This window comes from Candidatus Omnitrophota bacterium, assembly GCA_028699255.1.
Taxonomy (GTDB): domain Bacteria; phylum Omnitrophota; class Gorgyraeia; order 2-01-FULL-45-10; family 2-01-FULL-45-10; genus FEN-1322.
On sequence record JAQVUX010000002.1, the window covers coordinates 155634 to 173917 of the forward strand.

Annotated in this window: 15 protein-coding genes; all 15 read left to right on the forward strand. The window is 46.5% G+C overall.

Annotated features, from left to right (window positions below; translation table 11 throughout):
• Window positions 1-39: 39 nt before the first annotated feature.
• The 15 genes from PHS46_02470 to glgA all read left to right on the forward strand — a co-directional run bounded on the left by PHS46_02470 (window position 40) and on the right by glgA (window position 18273).
• Window positions 40-1329, forward strand: a complete 1290-nt coding sequence (locus PHS46_02470) for a hypothetical protein (protein MDD3905376.1) — start codon at window positions 40-42, stop codon at window positions 1327-1329.
• A gap of 88 nt (window positions 1330-1417) precedes the next feature.
• Entirely contained in the window at window positions 1418-2107 is a 690-nt protein-coding gene (locus tag PHS46_02475; protein ID MDD3905377.1) for a class I SAM-dependent methyltransferase, read from the forward strand.
• Window positions 2108-2177: 70 nt separating this feature from the next.
• Window positions 2178-2810, forward strand: a complete 633-nt coding sequence (locus tag PHS46_02480) for a hypothetical protein (GenBank protein MDD3905378.1) — start codon at window positions 2178-2180, stop codon at window positions 2808-2810.
• Window positions 2807-3382, forward strand: a complete 576-nt coding sequence (locus PHS46_02485; protein MDD3905379.1) for a hypothetical protein — start codon at window positions 2807-2809, stop codon at window positions 3380-3382. Before PHS46_02480 ends, PHS46_02485 begins: the two co-directional genes overlap by 4 nt.
• A 33-nt stretch (window positions 3383-3415) precedes the next feature.
• On the forward strand, window positions 3416-4435 hold the full coding sequence (locus tag PHS46_02490) for a tetratricopeptide repeat protein (GenBank protein MDD3905380.1): 1020 nt from the start codon (window positions 3416-3418) through the stop codon (window positions 4433-4435).
• Window positions 4436-4503: 68 nt separating this feature from the next.
• A complete protein-coding gene (locus PHS46_02495) occupies window positions 4504-5688 on the forward strand; it encodes a glycosyltransferase family 1 protein (GenBank protein MDD3905381.1) in 1185 nt (394 codons plus the stop codon).
• Window positions 5689-5727: 39 nt separating this feature from the next.
• The gene (locus PHS46_02500) at window positions 5728-6147 is read left to right on the forward strand and encodes a PilZ domain-containing protein (protein MDD3905382.1); all 420 of its coding nucleotides are present in this window, start codon (window positions 5728-5730) and stop codon (window positions 6145-6147) included.
• A gap of 206 nt (window positions 6148-6353) precedes the next feature.
• Entirely contained in the window at window positions 6354-6827 is a 474-nt protein-coding gene (locus tag PHS46_02505) for a MarR family transcriptional regulator (GenBank protein ID MDD3905383.1), read from the forward strand.
• Window positions 6828-6829: 2 nt separating this feature from the next.
• Complete coding sequence (locus tag PHS46_02510; protein MDD3905384.1) at window positions 6830-8266, forward strand: TolC family protein; 1437 nt, start codon at window positions 6830-6832, stop codon at window positions 8264-8266.
• Window positions 8253-11396, forward strand: coding sequence for an efflux RND transporter permease subunit (locus PHS46_02515; protein ID MDD3905385.1), 3144 nt, complete (start codon window positions 8253-8255; stop codon window positions 11394-11396). The genes PHS46_02510 and PHS46_02515 overlap by 14 nt, the downstream gene beginning before the upstream one ends.
• 71 nt (window positions 11397-11467) lie before the next feature.
• Complete coding sequence (locus PHS46_02520) at window positions 11468-13123, forward strand: hypothetical protein (GenBank protein ID MDD3905386.1); 1656 nt, start codon at window positions 11468-11470, stop codon at window positions 13121-13123.
• 215 nt (window positions 13124-13338) lie between these two features.
• Entirely contained in the window at window positions 13339-13656 is a 318-nt protein-coding gene (locus PHS46_02525; protein MDD3905387.1) for a type II toxin-antitoxin system RelE/ParE family toxin, read from the forward strand.
• The gene (nadS, locus tag PHS46_02530; protein MDD3905388.1) at window positions 13653-13949 is read left to right on the forward strand and encodes a NadS family protein; all 297 of its coding nucleotides are present in this window, start codon (window positions 13653-13655) and stop codon (window positions 13947-13949) included. The genes PHS46_02525 and nadS overlap by 4 nt, the downstream gene beginning before the upstream one ends.
• A gap of 281 nt (window positions 13950-14230) precedes the next feature.
• Window positions 14231-16891 carry a DNA polymerase I gene (polA, locus tag PHS46_02535; GenBank protein ID MDD3905389.1) on the forward strand — a complete coding sequence of 887 codons (2661 nt, stop codon included), beginning with the start codon at window positions 14231-14233 and terminating at the stop codon, window positions 16889-16891.
• Complete coding sequence (gene glgA / locus PHS46_02540; GenBank protein MDD3905390.1) at window positions 16888-18273, forward strand: glycogen synthase GlgA; 1386 nt, start codon at window positions 16888-16890, stop codon at window positions 18271-18273. The genes polA and glgA overlap by 4 nt, the downstream gene beginning before the upstream one ends.
• Window positions 18274-18284 lie beyond the last annotated feature (11 nt).

Below are 18284 nucleotides of genomic sequence, written 5' to 3' on the forward strand. Positions count from 1 at the left end.
ACTTTACATAATGCCATACATCAAAAAGGAGACGTTGCCATGAAAACCAGGTTTAGCTTGATAGCAGTATTTTTATCTGCCGCGATTTTGCTGTTTGCTTCCACAGCCTCTGCCGCGATCCCGCATCTCATGAACTTTCAGGGCAAGGCAACGGATAAGGCGGGAGCGCCGTTAAGTGGCACATATAATCTCACGTTCAGGATATACGATGCCGAAACCGGAGGCGCCGCGAAATGGTCCGAGACCCAAACCGGCGTTCAGATAACGAATGGTATCTTCCAGGTTCAATTAGGCAGTGTTACCGCACTAACCCTGTCTTTCGATGTGCCATACTGGATATCGCTCGAGATCAACACAGACGGCGAGATGTCTCCCCGGACGCGTCTTGCATCGGTACCGTATGCGTATGCGGCTCAATCTCTATCTGAAGCACCAGTCATCCCATTCTACAGAAAGGGCTTCGATATTGTCTCTATAGATTTTAACTCAATTAAAATCTCAGCCGGTGTTATGGACCTGGTGGGCAAAATGTTTGCGTCTACTATATATTCGGATCCGTTGCGACTTGAATGCCTGACAGAGCCTAAAAACCAGGACTGGATTCACGGATCAAAAACCCCCAACTCTGTGGCTTACGTTTATGCATTTAATAATGCCGGCCAGATAGCATTTAAATTTTCGGATGAGGCCCCTACTCTATCCGATTATTATGGGAATACCGCACAACAGCCTTTTTTGTACAAGCGATACCCCGAAACGAGCGAAGGAGTATATTATCGATATATTGGCCAAATACAGTTGGATGATGCAGGTAATCCGGGGCTTATTAGTAACATCGAGCAGATTGCGTCCACTGTGCGGCATCCGACATCTTATTATGTTTATGGAACAGCGAGTATATATCACAAAAACGATTCATTGGTATCCGGTGCGATCGGGTCTGTTCATCCGATCTATACAAAAAAGAAAGAGACGAAGATCCTTGCGCCGCTTTCTAATGTTACCATTAATGTGTCGTTCAAAATCACAGCATCATCTAACAATGGGCCAATGTATCATCAGCTATATAAAAACGGCACGGCTATTCCTGGAACTGAAGTTTTGTCTGAATCCGGTTTTAACGGGGTTTATGCATATGATGTTACTGGCGTGAATCAGGGTGATTTGATTCAGGTATATTTGGCTGCAAAATGGAACTCGGCCATCAATCCTACGGTAAGCGAGCTTCGGATAAATGGCGCGGCGATCAACTATGACAACTTTCCCAACATGGGAGCCGAAACGAAGTTTTATATAGATTCGGGCAGTTTCGGGCAGAGTAATTTATAATTCGAATGGTGATAGGGGGGGCGAAAGATATGGTTTTAGTGAAATAAAAACTATCTATAATACCAACTTACGGAGAAGGGGCAAGCGTATGTGTCATGAATCTTGCATTAATTTTGGAAAAAGAATTATTAAAAAAGAATATGTTGAGAATAAATTTGTGCTGGAAGTAGGCTCTATGGATATCAATGGTTCTCTGAGATCTTTCATAGAATCGTTTGCCCCTGTTGAATATATTGGGGTTGACATGCAAAAAGGACCCGGGGTTGACCTGGTGTGCGCCGCCGAAGATATTGTAAACAAATTTGGACGAAACAAATTCGATTTAGTAATTTGCACAGAAGTCTTGGAACATGTGAAAAATTGGAAAAAAGTTATTTGGAATTTGAAGCATGTTGTAAAGCCAGGAGGAATAGTGGTCGTAACTACCAGATCAAAAGGGTTCCCGAATCATAGCTATCCTTTTGATTTTTGGAGATATGAGATTTCTGACATAGAACATATATTCGCTGATTTTGATATTAAGGTCTTGGAAAAAGATACCGGTGCGCCAGGAGTCTTTCTTTTAGCTAAAAAAACTATTTTTTTAACTAATGGCAAGGCTGTCAGCATTGACCTTTACTCAATGCTGTTGGGAAAAAGATGCTCGATAGCGGCAATCTATTTTTACACTTTTCCTATGCAAATGAAGGTTTATTTTAGGCATCCTTTGAAGTTTTTTACGATGATATGGTGTAGTTGTGTAAAATTATTTGTTGCGGCAAGCCGTTTTTTTAAATAAACAAAATAAATAAAAGTAGACACTTTATATAACACCATACAGCTAAAAGCGATGGTCGAGAAAGCGTAATATGAAAAGAGCGTTATTTCTAATCTTATCAATCCTTATGCTATCAGGATGTGCAAGCACCTTAAGTAATGTTAAAGAAAATGAGCCATTAATCGTATCATCAGATAAAAGCGTTGTTTTTGGCAAGGTCTCATTCTATATGCCCTCTGGCGCCGAATGTAAAGCCATGTTCATAAATGTGAAGACCAATAAATTTTATGAAATTCAAGCAAATGACGGGCCTTTTATAAGATATACGTTCTTTGAGAAGAATAAAAATTTTAAAGGCTATGTCGAAAAGACTTTTTATATTGCGCTTCCTCCAGGAGACTATCGCTTCACTACGCTACGCTTCATGGAATATAATCAAAATGTCAGCGATGTTTATCCAAAGATAGACTTTTCTGTTTCGCCAAACGCAATCGTGTATATTGGAACTCTTAAGCTTACACCTAAAGATATGCATAACTATATTCTATTTAGCGCAGGTCATGTAAATATAGCGATATATGATGAGAAAGATAACGCAATTAAAGAATTAAAAGAAAAATATCCTAGCTTGAATGGCGAGGTCGTTACCAGTTTAATGAAGATACTTAGTAATAAAAAAGATAAAGGCGGCACAACAACACAAGAGAACAAAGGGGCGGAGTGAAAAAAGTCGCTTATTTATTTACTGCAATACTATTTATTAGCGGGTGTGCGTGGCAAAGGATCCCGGCAATGCCCACTTACAATGTTTCAAAAACAATTCCTATAAAGGTTGGCGTAGTATTGGGAGACACTTCCGCGTCTTTCGAGAATGGTTACGGTGTGGTAAAAAATTTGAAAGAAATGAGAGTGTTTGATGAAATTATTTTTCCGTATGAGAAAAACAATCAAGTTGATGGTATTCTCAAAATGGATATAAATGGCGGTTGGAACTCATCCGCGCTGTTCGAGTCTGCAAAAGGTACTCTTATCGGTCTTTCTATGGGTACTTTGGGTATGGCGATAGGTTCAAGCGGGACAGGTACCCACGATGCGATTATTACACTTAATAAAGGTTCGATAGAAGTGGCGAGATATTCAGTGCATATTAAAACTACTGTGGAGTGTGGGATAAAAGCAGATTTAAGTGACGTTGACTATAAAGCTAAAGGTCTCCAACACCGCAAACTGGCCGTTGAGATTGCCAAGCATATAAGCGACGATTATTCACGTATCGTAGAAGAATTTAAAAAATAGAGACTATCTATATTGCGCCAGTAGGGGGGCAAGATGAATAAAGTTATAGTCAGGATTTCAATAATACTGACAGCGGTATTTTTATTGCGTGCTACGTGTAGTGCCACTGAGATTACAAAAATACCTAGTGATCCAAATTATATCAAGTTTTTAGAATATGGCTCACAAGGAAAATTTGAAGATGCGGAAAAAGAATTAAAACTAATAAAGGCAAAACAATATGAAATGTTAATACATATTAATCTTAATGTGATTAAGAGCATATTTGATAAAAAAATCACAGAACAGACTGCAATGCATCTATTTAATGGGTCTTATTATCTTGAAAAAGGTGAAACAAAAAAAGCAATCGCAGAACTTAACGAAGCTATTGCAGCTAATCCCAACTATTCAGAAACTTATCGCAAAATGGGCATTGCTTATTCTGCTGATGGTAAATTTGGGAAGGCAATATCTGAATTAACCAAAGCTATAAAAATCGATCCTATGAATGAATATCTTTATTTTACTCGCGGAAGTATTTATTTTAAAGATGGTTATTATAGTAAAGCAAGCGATGACCATACTAAAGCGATAGAGATAGCACCAAATAACGCCAAATTTTATGAACAAAGAGCTGTTTGTTATTATATGAAAGGGAAGTATGATAAAGTAATAGATGATTTTAGTAAGGCAATATCAATCGACCATAGTGATCCCAATGTCTATATACAGCGAGGTGTTGCGTATAGCATGAAAAAGCAATACAACAAAGCTAAAGATGATTTTGAGAAGGCGATGAAAATAGATCCTATTAATAGTTTCGCATATTTAAACCGCGGGATTTTAAATTTTGTGGCATTAAATGATGATGCTGCATGCACAGATTTTAAAACTGCCATAAAATTAAAGCTTGATAATATTTTGGCATATTTGTGGTTGGCAGATACATATTATCGACAACATGATTACGATAAAACATGGGAAACTGTTAACAAGATATTGGAATTGAAGGGGAAAGTTAATCCCAGTTTTCTTGATAAATTGAAAAAGGAATCCGGTAGAGAAAAATAAAAGGTGATATTTCCGAACATTGGCAGGGGACACGCTACTTAATTAGTTTCATAACGATGGTATGATACATGGACACAGATAATATAAAAAATAGGAAGCCCAGGATAGGAATCGACGCGAGGATACTTTCTCAGCCAATGAACGGCGTGGCGAGGTATGCTGTCAATCTCCTGAAGGGCCTTCAGCGGTACGATAAATACGAGATATGCCTCTTTACCGATACGCCCATCCTCGACGAATACAAACCCTGCATATCCGGCCACAGGGTGATACTCTTCAGTAATAAAATATTTAAAAAATACTGGAAGAATTGGGTGTTGCCCGTCCAGCTTTTAAAGCATAAGATACAGCTGTACCATGCTTTGTGGGATAAGGGCGTGCCGCTCATCTCAGCTGTTCCGTCTATTATGACTATACATGACCTATATGCTATCTCCCGCGACAATAGTACCATCAAAAGAAAAAAGAAGATCGCCAGATACGTCAATTATTTTCTTGAAGCCTTGGTTTCGAAAAAGATATTCACCGTATCCGAATATTCAAAAAAAGAGATAGTTACGAAATTGCATGTTAGGCCCGGGAAGGTGTTGGTGGCTTATCCGGACTGCGATAGGGAATATATAGAGAAGGCCGCCGCATTAAAGGCCGCCGGTATGGAAGAGCCATATTTTATAAGTATCGCGGGAAGACTGGACGATGTAAGAAAGAACGTGCTCTTTCTTATAAGGTCTTTTTGCAAGTTTACGGCTAATGGCGATCCGAAGAGGGCGCGTTATAAGCTGGTGGTGGTCGGCCATTGCGATAAAGAGGGCGAAGCGTTTAAGAGACTGACTAAGCTTATAGATTCCTGCGGTCTTAACGACAGGGTCATATTGACGGGATACCTCGACGATGCGGCTCTCTATTCGATGATTAAGCGGGCAAGGGCCATGATATTTACTTCTCTATTCGAGGGGTTTGGCATACCGATACTGGAGGCGTTCTTTCTGGGTACTCCCGTTATAACCTCCAATACTTCGGCTCTGCTCGAGGTCGCGGCGTCTAATAGCGCTCTACTGGTAAATCCGCTGTCGGAGGACGAACTGTCCGCGGCGATGACTGCCTTGAGCGAAGACGATAGCCTGCGGAACAAGCTTGCCGCAAATGGGAGGAGGCGGTTGGCGGATTTTGACTGGAAACTCACTATGGAACGGATAACCGCGGCGTATGACGAGATATTGCCTCCGACGCCTTGCATTATCCGGAAGATATGATATACTTTCACTGCCGACGGTACAGGAGACCCGATGGAAGTGAACACACTGCAAGAAAAACGCCGCTATGAACGCTATCCTATATATTGTCCTATTGAATATAAGTCCGAAGATCATTACCCAAAAGAGCCGTCAGTAACGCTCAATATATCGGAGGCGGGCGCGCTGATAACGGTAGGGCGCGAGTTTCCGCTTTTATCCAACCTGATAATAAAATTAATGCTTAAAGACGAGGTATTGTTTGTTATAAGCCAGATCCGGCATATCCGGCAGAAGCAGAACGAAGAGGCGTACGAGGCCGGTATCGAGTTTTGGGACAAGCCCAGAGATTTTGGCAAGAAATTCCACAGCGAGCTTAAGGCTATCAAAGAATACCAGCGAAAATACAGGGAGAATCAGGGTTCCGATATTTCTCTATCTGAGGCCTCGCTCAACTGGTATAAGGACGCGGAATACTGAACCGTCCGTAAATCAACCGCGTAGGTTATCCGGCGTCGTTAACTGCCTAACCTACGCGGTTGTCATATACGGTTGTTATATATGCGCGGTTGTCATTTAACCCCACCCCGTAATAAAAATACAGGAATATATTGACAAGGATGTTGTGTGATGATATGATTAACAGCATTGATATTTAACATAGTTAAATATCGAGGAGGTTAATCATGTCGGAAATGTCGCTTTCGGAATTTGCGGATAAAGTATCCGGGATGATGCCGGAATTTATGAGGGAGCTTTACCGGAAAGATCCCTGTGATCTTCATAAGATGCGCATTACGCTTCCTCAGCTCGCGATAATGATAATACTCGAGCGTGGAGGGAGCCAAAACATGACGGACCTTGCGCGCACCATGAACGTGACTACTGCCGCCATGACCGGCATAGTGGAGCGGCTCGTCCGTGAAGGTTATGTGAAGCGCGAGCGCGACCCGGAAGACAGGCGTATAATAAAAGTAATAGCTACAACTAAGGGCATCAATGCCGCTCGGGGCGCCGAACAGAGCAAGAAGAAGATGCTTGCGAGGGTCTTCGGCGTCATCTCAGCGAAGGAGCGCGCAGAGTATCTGAGGATATTAACCATCGTAAGAGACCGCCTCCGCGAGAAGAGGGCGGATGAGGAAAAGAAGGGGAAAGAATAAGAGTGAAGAGATTTGTAGCGATTTTATTATTATTTTTTATTTTATTGAGTTTAGGCCCGGCGGATGTCCTGAGCGAAGGGACGGCCGTTTCCGCAAAAGAGCGTAAAAAGGCCGCGCAGGAACAAGCCTCCTACAGTGTGCCCGCGAAGGCTGAACCAACGTCTAAAGCGATTTCTGATAACCCTGCATCCGCTCCCGCGGAGAAAACTCCGATTTGTTCAATAGCATTTACATTACCGGATTGCTACCAGATGGCCCTTATACAGAGCGAAATAATCGCTATAAACGCCGATCTTATAAAAGAAGCGGATGCGCACTTTCTGGTGGCTTTGTCTGAGATACTGCCGCACGCATCGTTTATATCCGAAGACTATCAGGAGACAAAGCCTGCCGATAAAGGCACGACCTTCGGTACTTTAAAACCAGCCAAGAGCTCGACCAGATATTTTAACGTTACACAGACGCTTTTTAACGGTTTCAAAGCCATAGCCGCGATACGTGGCGCCAAATACGAGAAGAACCAGCGTATCGATGAAAAGATACGCGCCGAACAGCTCCTCCTCGTCGACGTAGCGGACGCTTTTTATCTTTTGAAAGAGAGACGGGACGATCTTAAAGTTTTGAAAAAGACTCGGAAAGCGCTCGCGGATCGCGTTAAGGAACTGATAGCCCGCGAAAAATTGGGACGTTCGAAGCCAAGCGAAGTGGTAAACGTTAAAGCCCAGCTTTATAACGTCGAGGCGTCTATAGAACTGGCGAAGAGTAGAGAGATAACGGCGCGCCAGCTTTTGGAATTTCTCGTGGGACAGCCGGTCGGCGAAATATCGGATTCGTACCCATTTCCCATAAAACTAAACATAGAAGAGTATTATGTTTTAAAAGCTTCCGACAGGCCCGACGTGAAGGCCGCGAAGTTTGCCTGGGAATTGTCGAAAGAAAATATCAGGGTGGTGGATAGCGGTTTCCTGCCCGAAGCCGATTTGTCGGGCAATTATTACGTCCAGCGTACGGGTTTTTATGAAAATACCGACTGGGATGTAATGCTTACCGTAAATGTGCCGATATTCGAAGGAACCGAAGTTTTGGGCAATTCCAAAGTGGCCAACCTGGAGGCGGATGAGCGAAAGCAGGAATATCATCGCGCGAAACGCAAAGCGCCTTACGATATTAAGGATTCTTACGCAAACCTCGTTGGAGCTATGGCCGTATATGAAGCGTTAAGGAAGGCGTATTCGGCGGCAAAGCTGAATTATCATTTGCAGAAGAAAGATTACGAGCGCAGTCTGGTCAGCAACCTTGATGTTTTGACGTCTATCCAGACGCTGGAAGACGCCGAGAGAGATTATATAAGCGCTTTGTATGCGGCTAAGCGCCAGTACTGGCAGTTGCGCGTTGCGGTCGGGCAGAGCGGAACGGAGAGCTTGAATGACACTTTCTGACCTTTCGATAAAAAATCCGGTATTTGCGTGGATGATGATGGCCGCGCTTATTATATTCGGCATTATAAGCTACACACGCCTGGGTGTCGGGCAATTGCCTGACGTCGACTTCCCGATGGTTTCGATAAACCTTACGTGGGAAGGCGCGGCTCCCGAGGTAATGGAGACGGACGTCGTAGATATAGCTGAAGATTCCCTGATGAGCATACAGGGGGTGCGCGAAATATCGTCTTCCATACGCCAGGGGTCGGCAACTATAAGCGTAGAATTTGATCTGAATAAAAACATAGATGTCGCCGTCCAGGATGTCCAGTCGAAGATCGACCAGGCGCAGAGGACACTGCCGAAAGAGCTCGATCCTGCCGTTGTAACAAAGGTTAACTCCGAAGACCATCCGATATTGATGCTGGCCGTTTCGTCCGATGGCAGGCCGTTACGCGACATAATGACCTATGTGCAGGATCATCTCAAGAATCAGTTCGCCACTATAAACGGCGTCGGTGACATATTCCTCGGAGGATTCGTCGACAGGAATCTCAGGGTATGGGTTGACGCCAATAAGCTCGAGGCCTACCAGCTTACCGTGCAGGACGTAATAGATGCCGTAAAATCGGAACATGAGGAATTGCCCGCCGGTAGAATTGAAACGCCGATAAAAGAATTTAACGTAAGGGTAATGGGGGAGGCGGCTACCACAAAAGAATTTGAAAACCTCCTTATACCTAAAAGGTCGGGCCAGCCGGTATTCCGGCCGATATATTTAAAGGAAGTCGCGACTATCGAAGACGGACTTGCCGACGTCAGGCGCATAGCGCGATCGAACAAGCGTCAGACGGTGGCGCTCGGCATCCGCAAACAACGCGGCGCCAACGAGGTCGAAGTCGCGCACAAGATAATGGAACGGCTGGCGGAGATAAAAAAATACGCGCCTAAAGATATCGATATAGGTATCCGCTACAATAAAACGAAATTCAGCGAGGACTCGATACAGGAATTGATATTCACGCTGATACTCTCGGCTATAGTTACGTCGCTCGTTTGCTGGTTCTTTCTGGGTTCATGGAGCGCTACACTCAATATATTGCTCGCCATCCCGACGTCGGTGCTTGGAACCTTCATAGTCATATACTTTTTAGGTTTTACGCTGAACACGTTTACCGTCTTGGGACTGTCGCTCGCGATAGGTATAGTCGTCGACGACGCCATAATGGTGCTCGAAAATATCGTGCGCTACAGGGAGAGAGGTGTCGAAAAAGTAGAAGCCGCGCGCAGGGGCGCCCGGCAGATAACATTCGCGGCCATCGCCGCGACGATAGCTCTGATCGCCATATTCCTGCCGGTCGCGTTCATGTACGGTATTATCGGAAAGTTCTTTTTCCAATACGGCGTTACAATATCGGTCGCGGTAGCGCTCTCGCTTCTGGAAGCGCTGACTCTGGCGCCAATGAGATGCTCGCAATTCCTGGAGGTCGGGTCGCGCCGCACCTTTATAGGTAAGGGCGTGGATTCCGGGTTCAAATGGCTGGCTTCGACTTACCATTTTTTGCTGGAGAAGGCGCTTAGGGCAAGGATACTCGTTGTGATATTGGCGCTTGCCTTTTTCGCGGCGTCAATATTTTTCGTCGGCATTATGCGCAAAGAGTTTTTGCCGTCACAGGATATGAGCATGCTCATGTGCCGTCTTCAGACGCCGGTCGGCTCGTCGATCACATTAACCGACGAGCGTTCCAAACTGGCCGAAGATTTTCTTATGAGCAGGCCCGAGGTTAGCGATTACTTTTCGCTCGTCGGTGGTTTCGGCAGTGGCGAGGTTAATTCAAGCGTTATGTTCGTAACGCTGAAAGATCCCAAGAAGAGGCCCATCGTACCGCCTAATAAAAAACCGCTTACCCAGGGCGAGTTGATGACGGTATTCCGTAAGGAATTGAACAAAATACCGGATACTAAGGCTACCATACAGGATCTGTCGCTGTCAGGTTTCTCGGCGCAGAGAGGTTTTCCCGTTGAATTTACCGTCAGAGGGCCGGACTGGGAGAAGCTGTCGGCGTATTCCGACGAGATACGCGCGAAGATGGAAGAGTCGAAGCTTATGCTCGACGTCGACACCGATTTTCTTGCCAAGATACCGGAGATACGCGTCGTACCGAACAGGCAAAAGGCCGACGACATGGGTGTGAGTGTTTCCGCTATCGGAAGCGCGGTGAACGCTTTGATAGGCGGCGAGCGTATCGCGAAATATACCAAGGATGGGCGGCGCTACGACGTTAGGGTGCGGCTTATGCCGTCCCAGCGCACCGAGGAAGAGGATATAGAGAAGCTGTGGGTGTGGAACAACCGCAACGAGCTCGTCCAGCTGAAGAATGTCGTAACTATAAGTTCGAAACCGACGCCGATGACTATAACCCGGCGCAATAGAGAGCGGGCCATTACGATATACGCGAACGTTGCGCCCGGAAAATCGCAGACGGACGCTTTTAAAGAGGTTGAGCGCATAACAAAAAGCGTTCTCCCCGAAGGTTACAAGGCGGTATTCTCGGGTAGCGCTCAAACCGCTATCGAATCTTTGGTTAGCCTATTGATCGCTTTTATACTTGGTATACTTATCGCGTACATGGTGCTCGCGTCGCAATTCAATAGTTACCTGCATCCGCTGTCGGTATTATTCGCTCTGCCGTTCAGTATCTCGGGAGCGTTCATAAGCCTGTGGGTGTTTAACCAGTCGCTCAATATCTACAGTATGATCGGCCTTATCCTGCTGATGGGTATAGTAAAGAAGAACTCGATCCTCCTTGTAGACTTTACCAACCAGCATAGGGAGGCGGGACTCGAGGTTAAACCTGCGCTACTCAAGGCGTGCCCGATACGTCTGCGGCCGATACTCATGACGTCGATCGCTACCATATCCGCGGCGGTGCCGCCGGCGCTTGCCATAGGCCCGGGCGCTGAGACGCGCATCCCGATGTCCATAACCATTATAGGCGGCGTTATCGTCTCGACGCTATTTACGCTCTTCGTCGTGCCGTGTGTTTACAGTCTCTTTTCGAAATTAGAGCGCCGCCGCTACGACATCAAATTTGAGGACCTCGACGATAAAAATGACAGCGCGGTTGCCATGGAAGGCGATATTTAAATAAAATCAAAAAGATTTGACAAATAATTAAATAAGTGCTATACTCATCCTCCAAAAATAAGGAGGATGAGATGTTCCGCAAGACCAAAATATTCGTAATTTTCTGTCTGGTGTTTACCGCAATACAAGCTCGCGCCCAGGAAATCTATCCCGGCAAAGACGGCAGTATAAAAAATATCGAAACGCGCGCCATGGTGGCCGATAACGGCCTCGCATATCTGGCTACACGTACCGCGCTCTACAGGACGCACGACGTGGCGCAGGGCGACAAATGGCAGGAGGTATTTTCGCTTCCACCCGGAGAGAACGAAGTCAATTCGCTTAATGCCCGCGGCAAGAATATCCTGCTCGGTACAAAACGCGGACTTTTCAGATCGGAAGATGGCGGCAGAACGTGGCAAAATGTCTTCAGGACGGTAATCCGCGAGAAGAGCAACATCCTGTCCATCGAGATATCCAGATATGATCCGCGGCGAGTGGCCATCTGTACCATGAAAGGGCTGTATTTGAGCGAAGACTTCGGCTCGCATTGGTCGGATATCAGCGCAAATCTCAGGAATAAACGGATATCGTCCGCGGCCCTGAATAAGGACGCGATATACGCCGCGGGCGAGGACGGGCTGTACGCCAGGCGGGGCGGTCAGACGGCGTGGGAGCGCATCTACGTCGGCGGCGGGAGCGGTGGCGCGGGAGACGCCGCGGGAGGAGGCGCGGAGGCGGGTGCTGACTCTGAGGCGGGGGATGAGGCGGTGAGCGCGGCTGAGTACGAGGAGGCGGGCGGGGCGGGTGAACTGGGCGCCGTCAGCTGTGTTACGGCCAGGGGTTCGCGTGTCTACGCTGGCGTCGGTAAGTCTGTCATGTACTCGGACGACGCAGGCGCGTCGTGGAAGAGCGTTGCCGGTAGCGGGCTGGGCGGGGCGGTCAATTACATCCTGCCGTCAAAAAACCCCGCGACATTATATTGCGCAACCACCAAAGGCGTATTCGAATTCACTAATGAGAAGAGCGGTTGGGCGGAGCTTTACAAGGGCACGGAAAAGACTCTTAACGCTTCGCGGATATTATTCTGCGCTGAGGACGAGAAAGCGTTATGGGCCGTTACGGAAAGAGGGCTCTACAAGTTAGAGACGGGCAGGTACTCGGCCGATCAATATGTGGACATCGAGCGTAACCTGAAATCGTTCAAGATAGCATTCGATAACGAGCCATCTTTCAGGGATCTACAGGACGCGGCGATAAAGTTCTGCGATGTGAGCCCGCAGAAAATACAGAGTTGGCATAGGGATTCTAAATTAAAGGCGCTTGTGCCGAAAGTTTCTGTGGGGCTCGGCAACAACCAGTCATCCAACACCGAGATATATACAAGCGCTACGCGTGATTATGCCGTGGTAGGCCCTGACGATTATTCCAATAACCTCGACTTTAGCGTATCCTGGGACCTTGGCAACCTCATCTGGAGCGATAACCAAACGAGCATCGACGTCCGCTCGCGGCTCAATACCCAGCTCAGGAACGACATCCTCGATAATTTGCGGAGGATCTATTATGAGAGGAAGCGCCTGCAGTTCGATCTGGTCTTCACCCCGCCAAAGGACATGCGTACGCGTTTCGAGCGGGAACTCCGCATCCAGGAACTGACCCAGGCGATCGACGACCTCACCGGCAACTACCTCTCGGATCATATTAAGGAAAGAAGTGATAAAGGGGAGGCAAAAAGTGGGATATAAGGGGTAAGCGAGGCAAAATCCCATCCCTGCTTAACTCTTTCATCCTTTAATTATCAAGACGGCACTTGTGTTAAAAATCTCCATGGGGGGCGCGGTAATTATCAATCATTCGACGCTGTGAAATATATACACGCGCACTGTAGCGCAGAATAAAAATAAAAAAAGATTTGACAAGTATACGCCAATGACGTATACTTATACCGTAAGGATATAGTATGGAACTTATCGAAACCCCGATTTTTACAAAGAAAATAGTTGATCTTTTAAGTGATGATGAGTATCGGGAACTTCAATGGTTTTTGGCGATTAATCCCGAAGCGGGGCCGGTCATTCCAGGTGGCGGTGGCATAAGAAAATTACGTTGGAGTAGTAGTGGTAAAGGCAAAAGCGGAGGCATACGAGTTATTTACTACGTATATGCGAGAGGCGCAAAGATATATCTCCTGCTTCCGTATAAGAAATCAAGGCAAGAGGATTTAACAAAAGAGCAGTTAAAGATACTGTATGATTACATAAAAGGCGGTGTGCTATGAAGAACAAAGACTTCGGAGATCTGTTAAGGAGTATCGACCAGGCGAGAAAGATACACGCCGGTAAGATGAAGGCTGGCAGGGTTACGAAATTTAATCCTGTTATGGTTAGGGCTATACGCTTAAAGCTTCACGCTTCTCAGGCCGTCTTTGCCCATATGATTGGCGTGAGTATCGATACGCTTCAGAATTGGGAACAAGGGCGCAGACGGCCGGAGGGTCCGGCTTTGGCATTACTCAGGATTGCCGAGATAAACCCTCGTATCGTCATAAAAGCTCTGCACGGAGCAAATTAAGAGGGGGGTTATTTTTTATGCTGAATTCTATTAAAATTGACCGCGTATCGGTGATAGCCATGTTGTTCGGCGCACTGATCGCCGAGATTAAGCCTAACAGTATAAGTGTTACTGATTCTGAAAGTCAGCATAGTTCTTGACAGTATGGGATAATTTTTTCTATTGACAAAATGCGATATATTGGTATACTTATACACGGTAATTGACAATTCTAATTTCTAATTTCCTTTCGAAAGAGTAGATAAATCCCAAAAACATAAGATGCCTGCAAAGTCCGTTTAATGTCCAATAAAAAGCTATATTTAATCGATGGTAATTCATTCTGCTACAGGGCATTCTATGCCATACGGGCCCTCACGAATTCAAAGGGCCAGCCGACGAACGCCATATACGGGTTCGTTACTATGCTCAATAAGATCGTTAAGGAAAAGAAACCCGACATGCTGGCCGTGGCTTTTGATATGAAAGGGCCTACGTTCAGACACAAGAAGTACGAAGATTACAAGATACAGCGTAAACCTATGCCGGACGACCTGGTCGGCCAGATGCCGCATATAAAGGATACAGTCGCCGCTTACAACATACCGATATTCCAGCTGGAAGGCTACGAAGCCGATGATGTATTGGCTACCATAGCGAAGCGCGCGGAAGGAAAAGGCATAGATACATTTATAGTTACGGGTGACAAGGACGCTCTCCAGATAGTCGGAGCCCACATCAAGGTTTACAATCCGCATAAAGAGGATATTATATACGACGCCGCGAAGGTTAAGGAGAAATACGGTGTTGGGCCGGAGCACGTGGTGGACATAATGGCGCTCATGGGCGACGCGAGCGACAATATACCCGGTGTTAAAGGGATAGGCGAGAAGACGGCGATGGAGTTGATCGCGGAATTCGGTTCGCTTGATGAATTGTACAAGAATATCGATAAGGTGAAGGGCGACGCGAAGAAGCGGATACTGGGTGAGAATAAGGACGTGGCGTACATGAGTAGAGAGCTGGCGGTTCTCGAGGAGAACGCGCCTATAAAGATAGATTTCAAGGAGCTTGAATTAAAGGAGCCGGACGAGGGCAGGCTCCTGGAACTCTTCAGGGAGTTTGAGTTCAAGTCGCTTATGAAGAGCGTGACGCCTAAGGGCACGCTCGATTCGCTTTACGAGACTATAGACAGCGACAAGGCTTTTAAAGAATTGGTCGACGAGCTTAAAGCGCTGGACGAGTTCGCGTTCGATTTCGAGACGACCAGTGAAGATCCGATGCTGGCCGAGCCCGTCGGAGTTTCATTCTCGTGGAAGATAGGCAAGGCGTGCTACGTGCCTATGAATAAACACTTTACCGTCTCCGGTGTTTTCGAAGCGCTCAAGCCGGTCTTTGAAAATGAAAAAATAAAGAAGATAGGCCAGAATATAAAATACGAATATATTATTCTTGCCAACCAGGGTATAGAGTTAAAAGGCATATCTTTCGATACGATGGTTGCGTCCTACGTCCTAAATCCGTCGAAGTTGAACCACAACCTCGACGATATCGCGCTCGAATATCTAAGCCATAAACTGACGACACCTATCGAGGAACTTTTGGGTAAAGGCAAGACAGCTATAACCATGGATAAGGTCGATGTGGCGAAAGTATCGGCTTATTGCTGTGAGGATAGCGACGTAACGCTCCGCCTTAAAAAGATATTAGAAAAGGATATCGCGGATAAAGGATTGGATAGGCTTTTCTACGACGTCGAGATACCGCTCATAAAAGTTTTGGCGATAATGGAGATAAACGGCGTCGCTATCGACAAGAATTATCTGGCGAAACTCTCGACGGAGATAGGGCATAAACTTGATAAGTTGACCAAGGAGATATATGATCTCGCCGGGGAGGAGTTCAATATAAACTCCCCGAAACAACTTTCGCGCATCCTCTTCGAAAAACTTAAACTACCGGTAATAAAAAAGACGAAGACAGGCATCTCCACCAACGAAGAGGTTTTGGTTAAGCTCGCCGCGGAACATAAACTGCCGAAAATGCTTTTAGAATACAGGGAGCTCGCCAAATTAAAATCGACTTATGTCGATTCGCTTCCTGAGCTTATCAATCCGAAGACCGGACGGGTACATACGTCGTTTAACCAGACGGTTACGGCTACCGGGCGGCTCTCGTCGAGCGGGCCGAACCTGCAGAACATACCGGTGAAGACGGATGAGGGGAAGAAGATCCGCAGAGCTTTTATACCGGCGTCGGAATCCAGCGTCCTTTTGTCGGCCGACTACTCGCAGATAGAGTTGAGGATACTGGCGCATCTTTCCGGCGACAAGCAGTTGGCGAAGGCGTTCAAGGAAGGACTCGACATACATACTTTTACGGCAAGCTTGGTTTTCGGCGCGAAGCCCGAGGAGGTTACCTCCGAGATGCGGGCCATGGCGAAGACGGTCAATTTTGGCATCGTGTACGGCATGAGCCCGTACGGCCTGTCCCAGAGTTTAAGTATAGGAGTAGACAAGGCTAAAGAGTTCATAGACTCATATTTCGAGCGGTACCCCGATATTAAAAAATACCTCGAGGGGCTCGTCGAGGAGGCGAGAAAGAACGGTTTCGTTTCCACGATATTAGGCCGCAGGCGTTACATACCGGAGATAAGTAACCCGGATATGCGGATCAGGCAATTTGCCGAGAGGACCGCCGTGAACGCGCCGATACAGGGCTCCGCCGCGGATGTGATAAAAGTCGCGATGATCGCCATAAGCGAAAAGTTGCGCGGGAGCGGAATGAAGACGAAGATGACGATGCAGGTGCACGACGAGCTTGTCTTCGATGTCCCGAGGAGCGAGCTTGAAAAAGCGCGGAAGATAGTAAAGGAAGGCATGGAAGACATTATAAAATTAAAGGTGCCGGTGGAAGCGCATATAGAAGTAGGCAAAAATTGGCTCGATATGGAGGCTGTGTGAATAAGCTAAAGGTTTTGTTTGTGGCGGGCGAGGTAGCGCCGTTCGCTAAGACGGGCGGGCTTGCCGACGTTGCCGGGAGCCTGCCGATAGCTCTCGAAGAGATGGGCGTCGATGTGCGCGTCATCATGCCGAAGTACGCCTGCGTGAAGACGGAAGGTTCCGAGGCCGTCATAGGCAAAGAGGTAAAAGTATATTTTGTGGAGAACGAGGGTTATTTTAACAGAAAGGAACTCTACGGCGACAAATTCGGCGATTATCGCGATAACTTAGACAGGTTCGCGTTCTTTTGCAGAGAGGCGCTGGAGCGCTGTAAGAAGGAAGGTTTTCAGCCGGACGTAATACATTGTAACGACTGGCAGACAGCACTCATACCGGTTTATCTTAATACCCTGTATAAATACGATTCGTTTTTTGCTAAAACAAAAGTGCTTTATACTATACATAATCTCGCGTACCAGGGCGTATTCCCGAAGGAAGAATTCCCGAAGATTGGATTGGACTGGAATCTTTTCACCATAGAATATTTCGAATTCTACGACAAGGTTAATCTCGCGAAAGCGGGTATCGTTTATTCCGACGCGGTGAGCACGGTGAGCCCGACTTACGCCAAAGAGATACTTACCAAAGAGTTCGGTTGCGGGCTGGAAGGTGTATTGAAAAACAAAGAGAAGGTGCTGTCCGGTATTCTAAACGGCCTCGATTATACCGCTTGGAACCCGGCGACCGACAGGAAGATATTTAAAAAATATTCGATCCCGACCGTCGATGATAAATACGCGAACAAAGAGAGGCTCCAGAAAGAGACGGCTTTAAAGATAGATCGCGATATACCGCTGATCGGTATCATATCGCGCCTTGCGGATCAGAAGGGCCTCGATCTTCTGGCGAAGATAATCGACGAGCTCCTGAATATGAAAGTGCAGTTCATCCTTCTGGGCACGGGAGACAATAAATACCACATCCTTTTCGAGAAGATGAAAAAGATCCACGGCAAGAACGCGTCTATAAACCTGAAGTTCGACGCTACCTTGGCGCAGAAGATATATGCCGCCGCGGATATATTTCTGATACCGTCGAGGTATGAACCATGCGGGCTTGGCCAGATGATAAGTTTCCGATACGGCACGATACCGGTCGTCAGGGAGACGGGCGGTTTGAAGGATAGCGTAGAAGAGTTCAGTTCCAAGACCAGGGAGGGCAACGGCTTTACGTTCTCCGAATACAGGGCCGACCATCTTTTTGCCGCTATAAAAAGGGCGCTCGCGGCGTATAAAAATAAGACGGTCTGGTCGGATCTCGTTAAACGGGTAATGGCGCTCGATTTTTCATGGGAATCGTCGGCGAAAGAATATGTAAAGCTGTATGGGAAGATAACCGCGTGAAATAACCGCGT

Excerpts from the sequence above, each read along its gene's own strand:
- PHS46_02470 (MDD3905376.1), top strand. The coding sequence starts at position 40 with ATGAAAACCAGGTTTAGCTTGATAGCAGTATTTTTATCTGCCGCGATT.
- PHS46_02475 (MDD3905377.1), top strand. The coding sequence starts at position 1,418 with ATGTGTCATGAATCTTGCATTAATTTTGGAAAAAGAATTATTAAAAAA.
- PHS46_02480 (MDD3905378.1), top strand. The coding sequence starts at position 2,178 with ATGAAAAGAGCGTTATTTCTAATCTTATCAATCCTTATGCTATCAGGA.
- PHS46_02490 (MDD3905380.1), top strand. The coding sequence starts at position 3,416 with ATGAATAAAGTTATAGTCAGGATTTCAATAATACTGACAGCGGTATTT.
- PHS46_02495 (MDD3905381.1), top strand. The coding sequence starts at position 4,504 with ATGGACACAGATAATATAAAAAATAGGAAGCCCAGGATAGGAATCGAC.
- PHS46_02505 (MDD3905383.1), top strand. The coding sequence starts at position 6,354 with ATGTCGGAAATGTCGCTTTCGGAATTTGCGGATAAAGTATCCGGGATG.
- PHS46_02515 (MDD3905385.1), top strand. The coding sequence starts at position 8,253 with ATGACACTTTCTGACCTTTCGATAAAAAATCCGGTATTTGCGTGGATG.
- PHS46_02520 (MDD3905386.1), top strand. The coding sequence starts at position 11,468 with ATGTTCCGCAAGACCAAAATATTCGTAATTTTCTGTCTGGTGTTTACC.
- PHS46_02525 (MDD3905387.1), top strand. The coding sequence starts at position 13,339 with ATGGAACTTATCGAAACCCCGATTTTTACAAAGAAAATAGTTGATCTT.
- nadS (MDD3905388.1), top strand. The coding sequence starts at position 13,653 with ATGAAGAACAAAGACTTCGGAGATCTGTTAAGGAGTATCGACCAGGCG.
- polA (MDD3905389.1), top strand. The coding sequence starts at position 14,231 with ATGTCCAATAAAAAGCTATATTTAATCGATGGTAATTCATTCTGCTAC.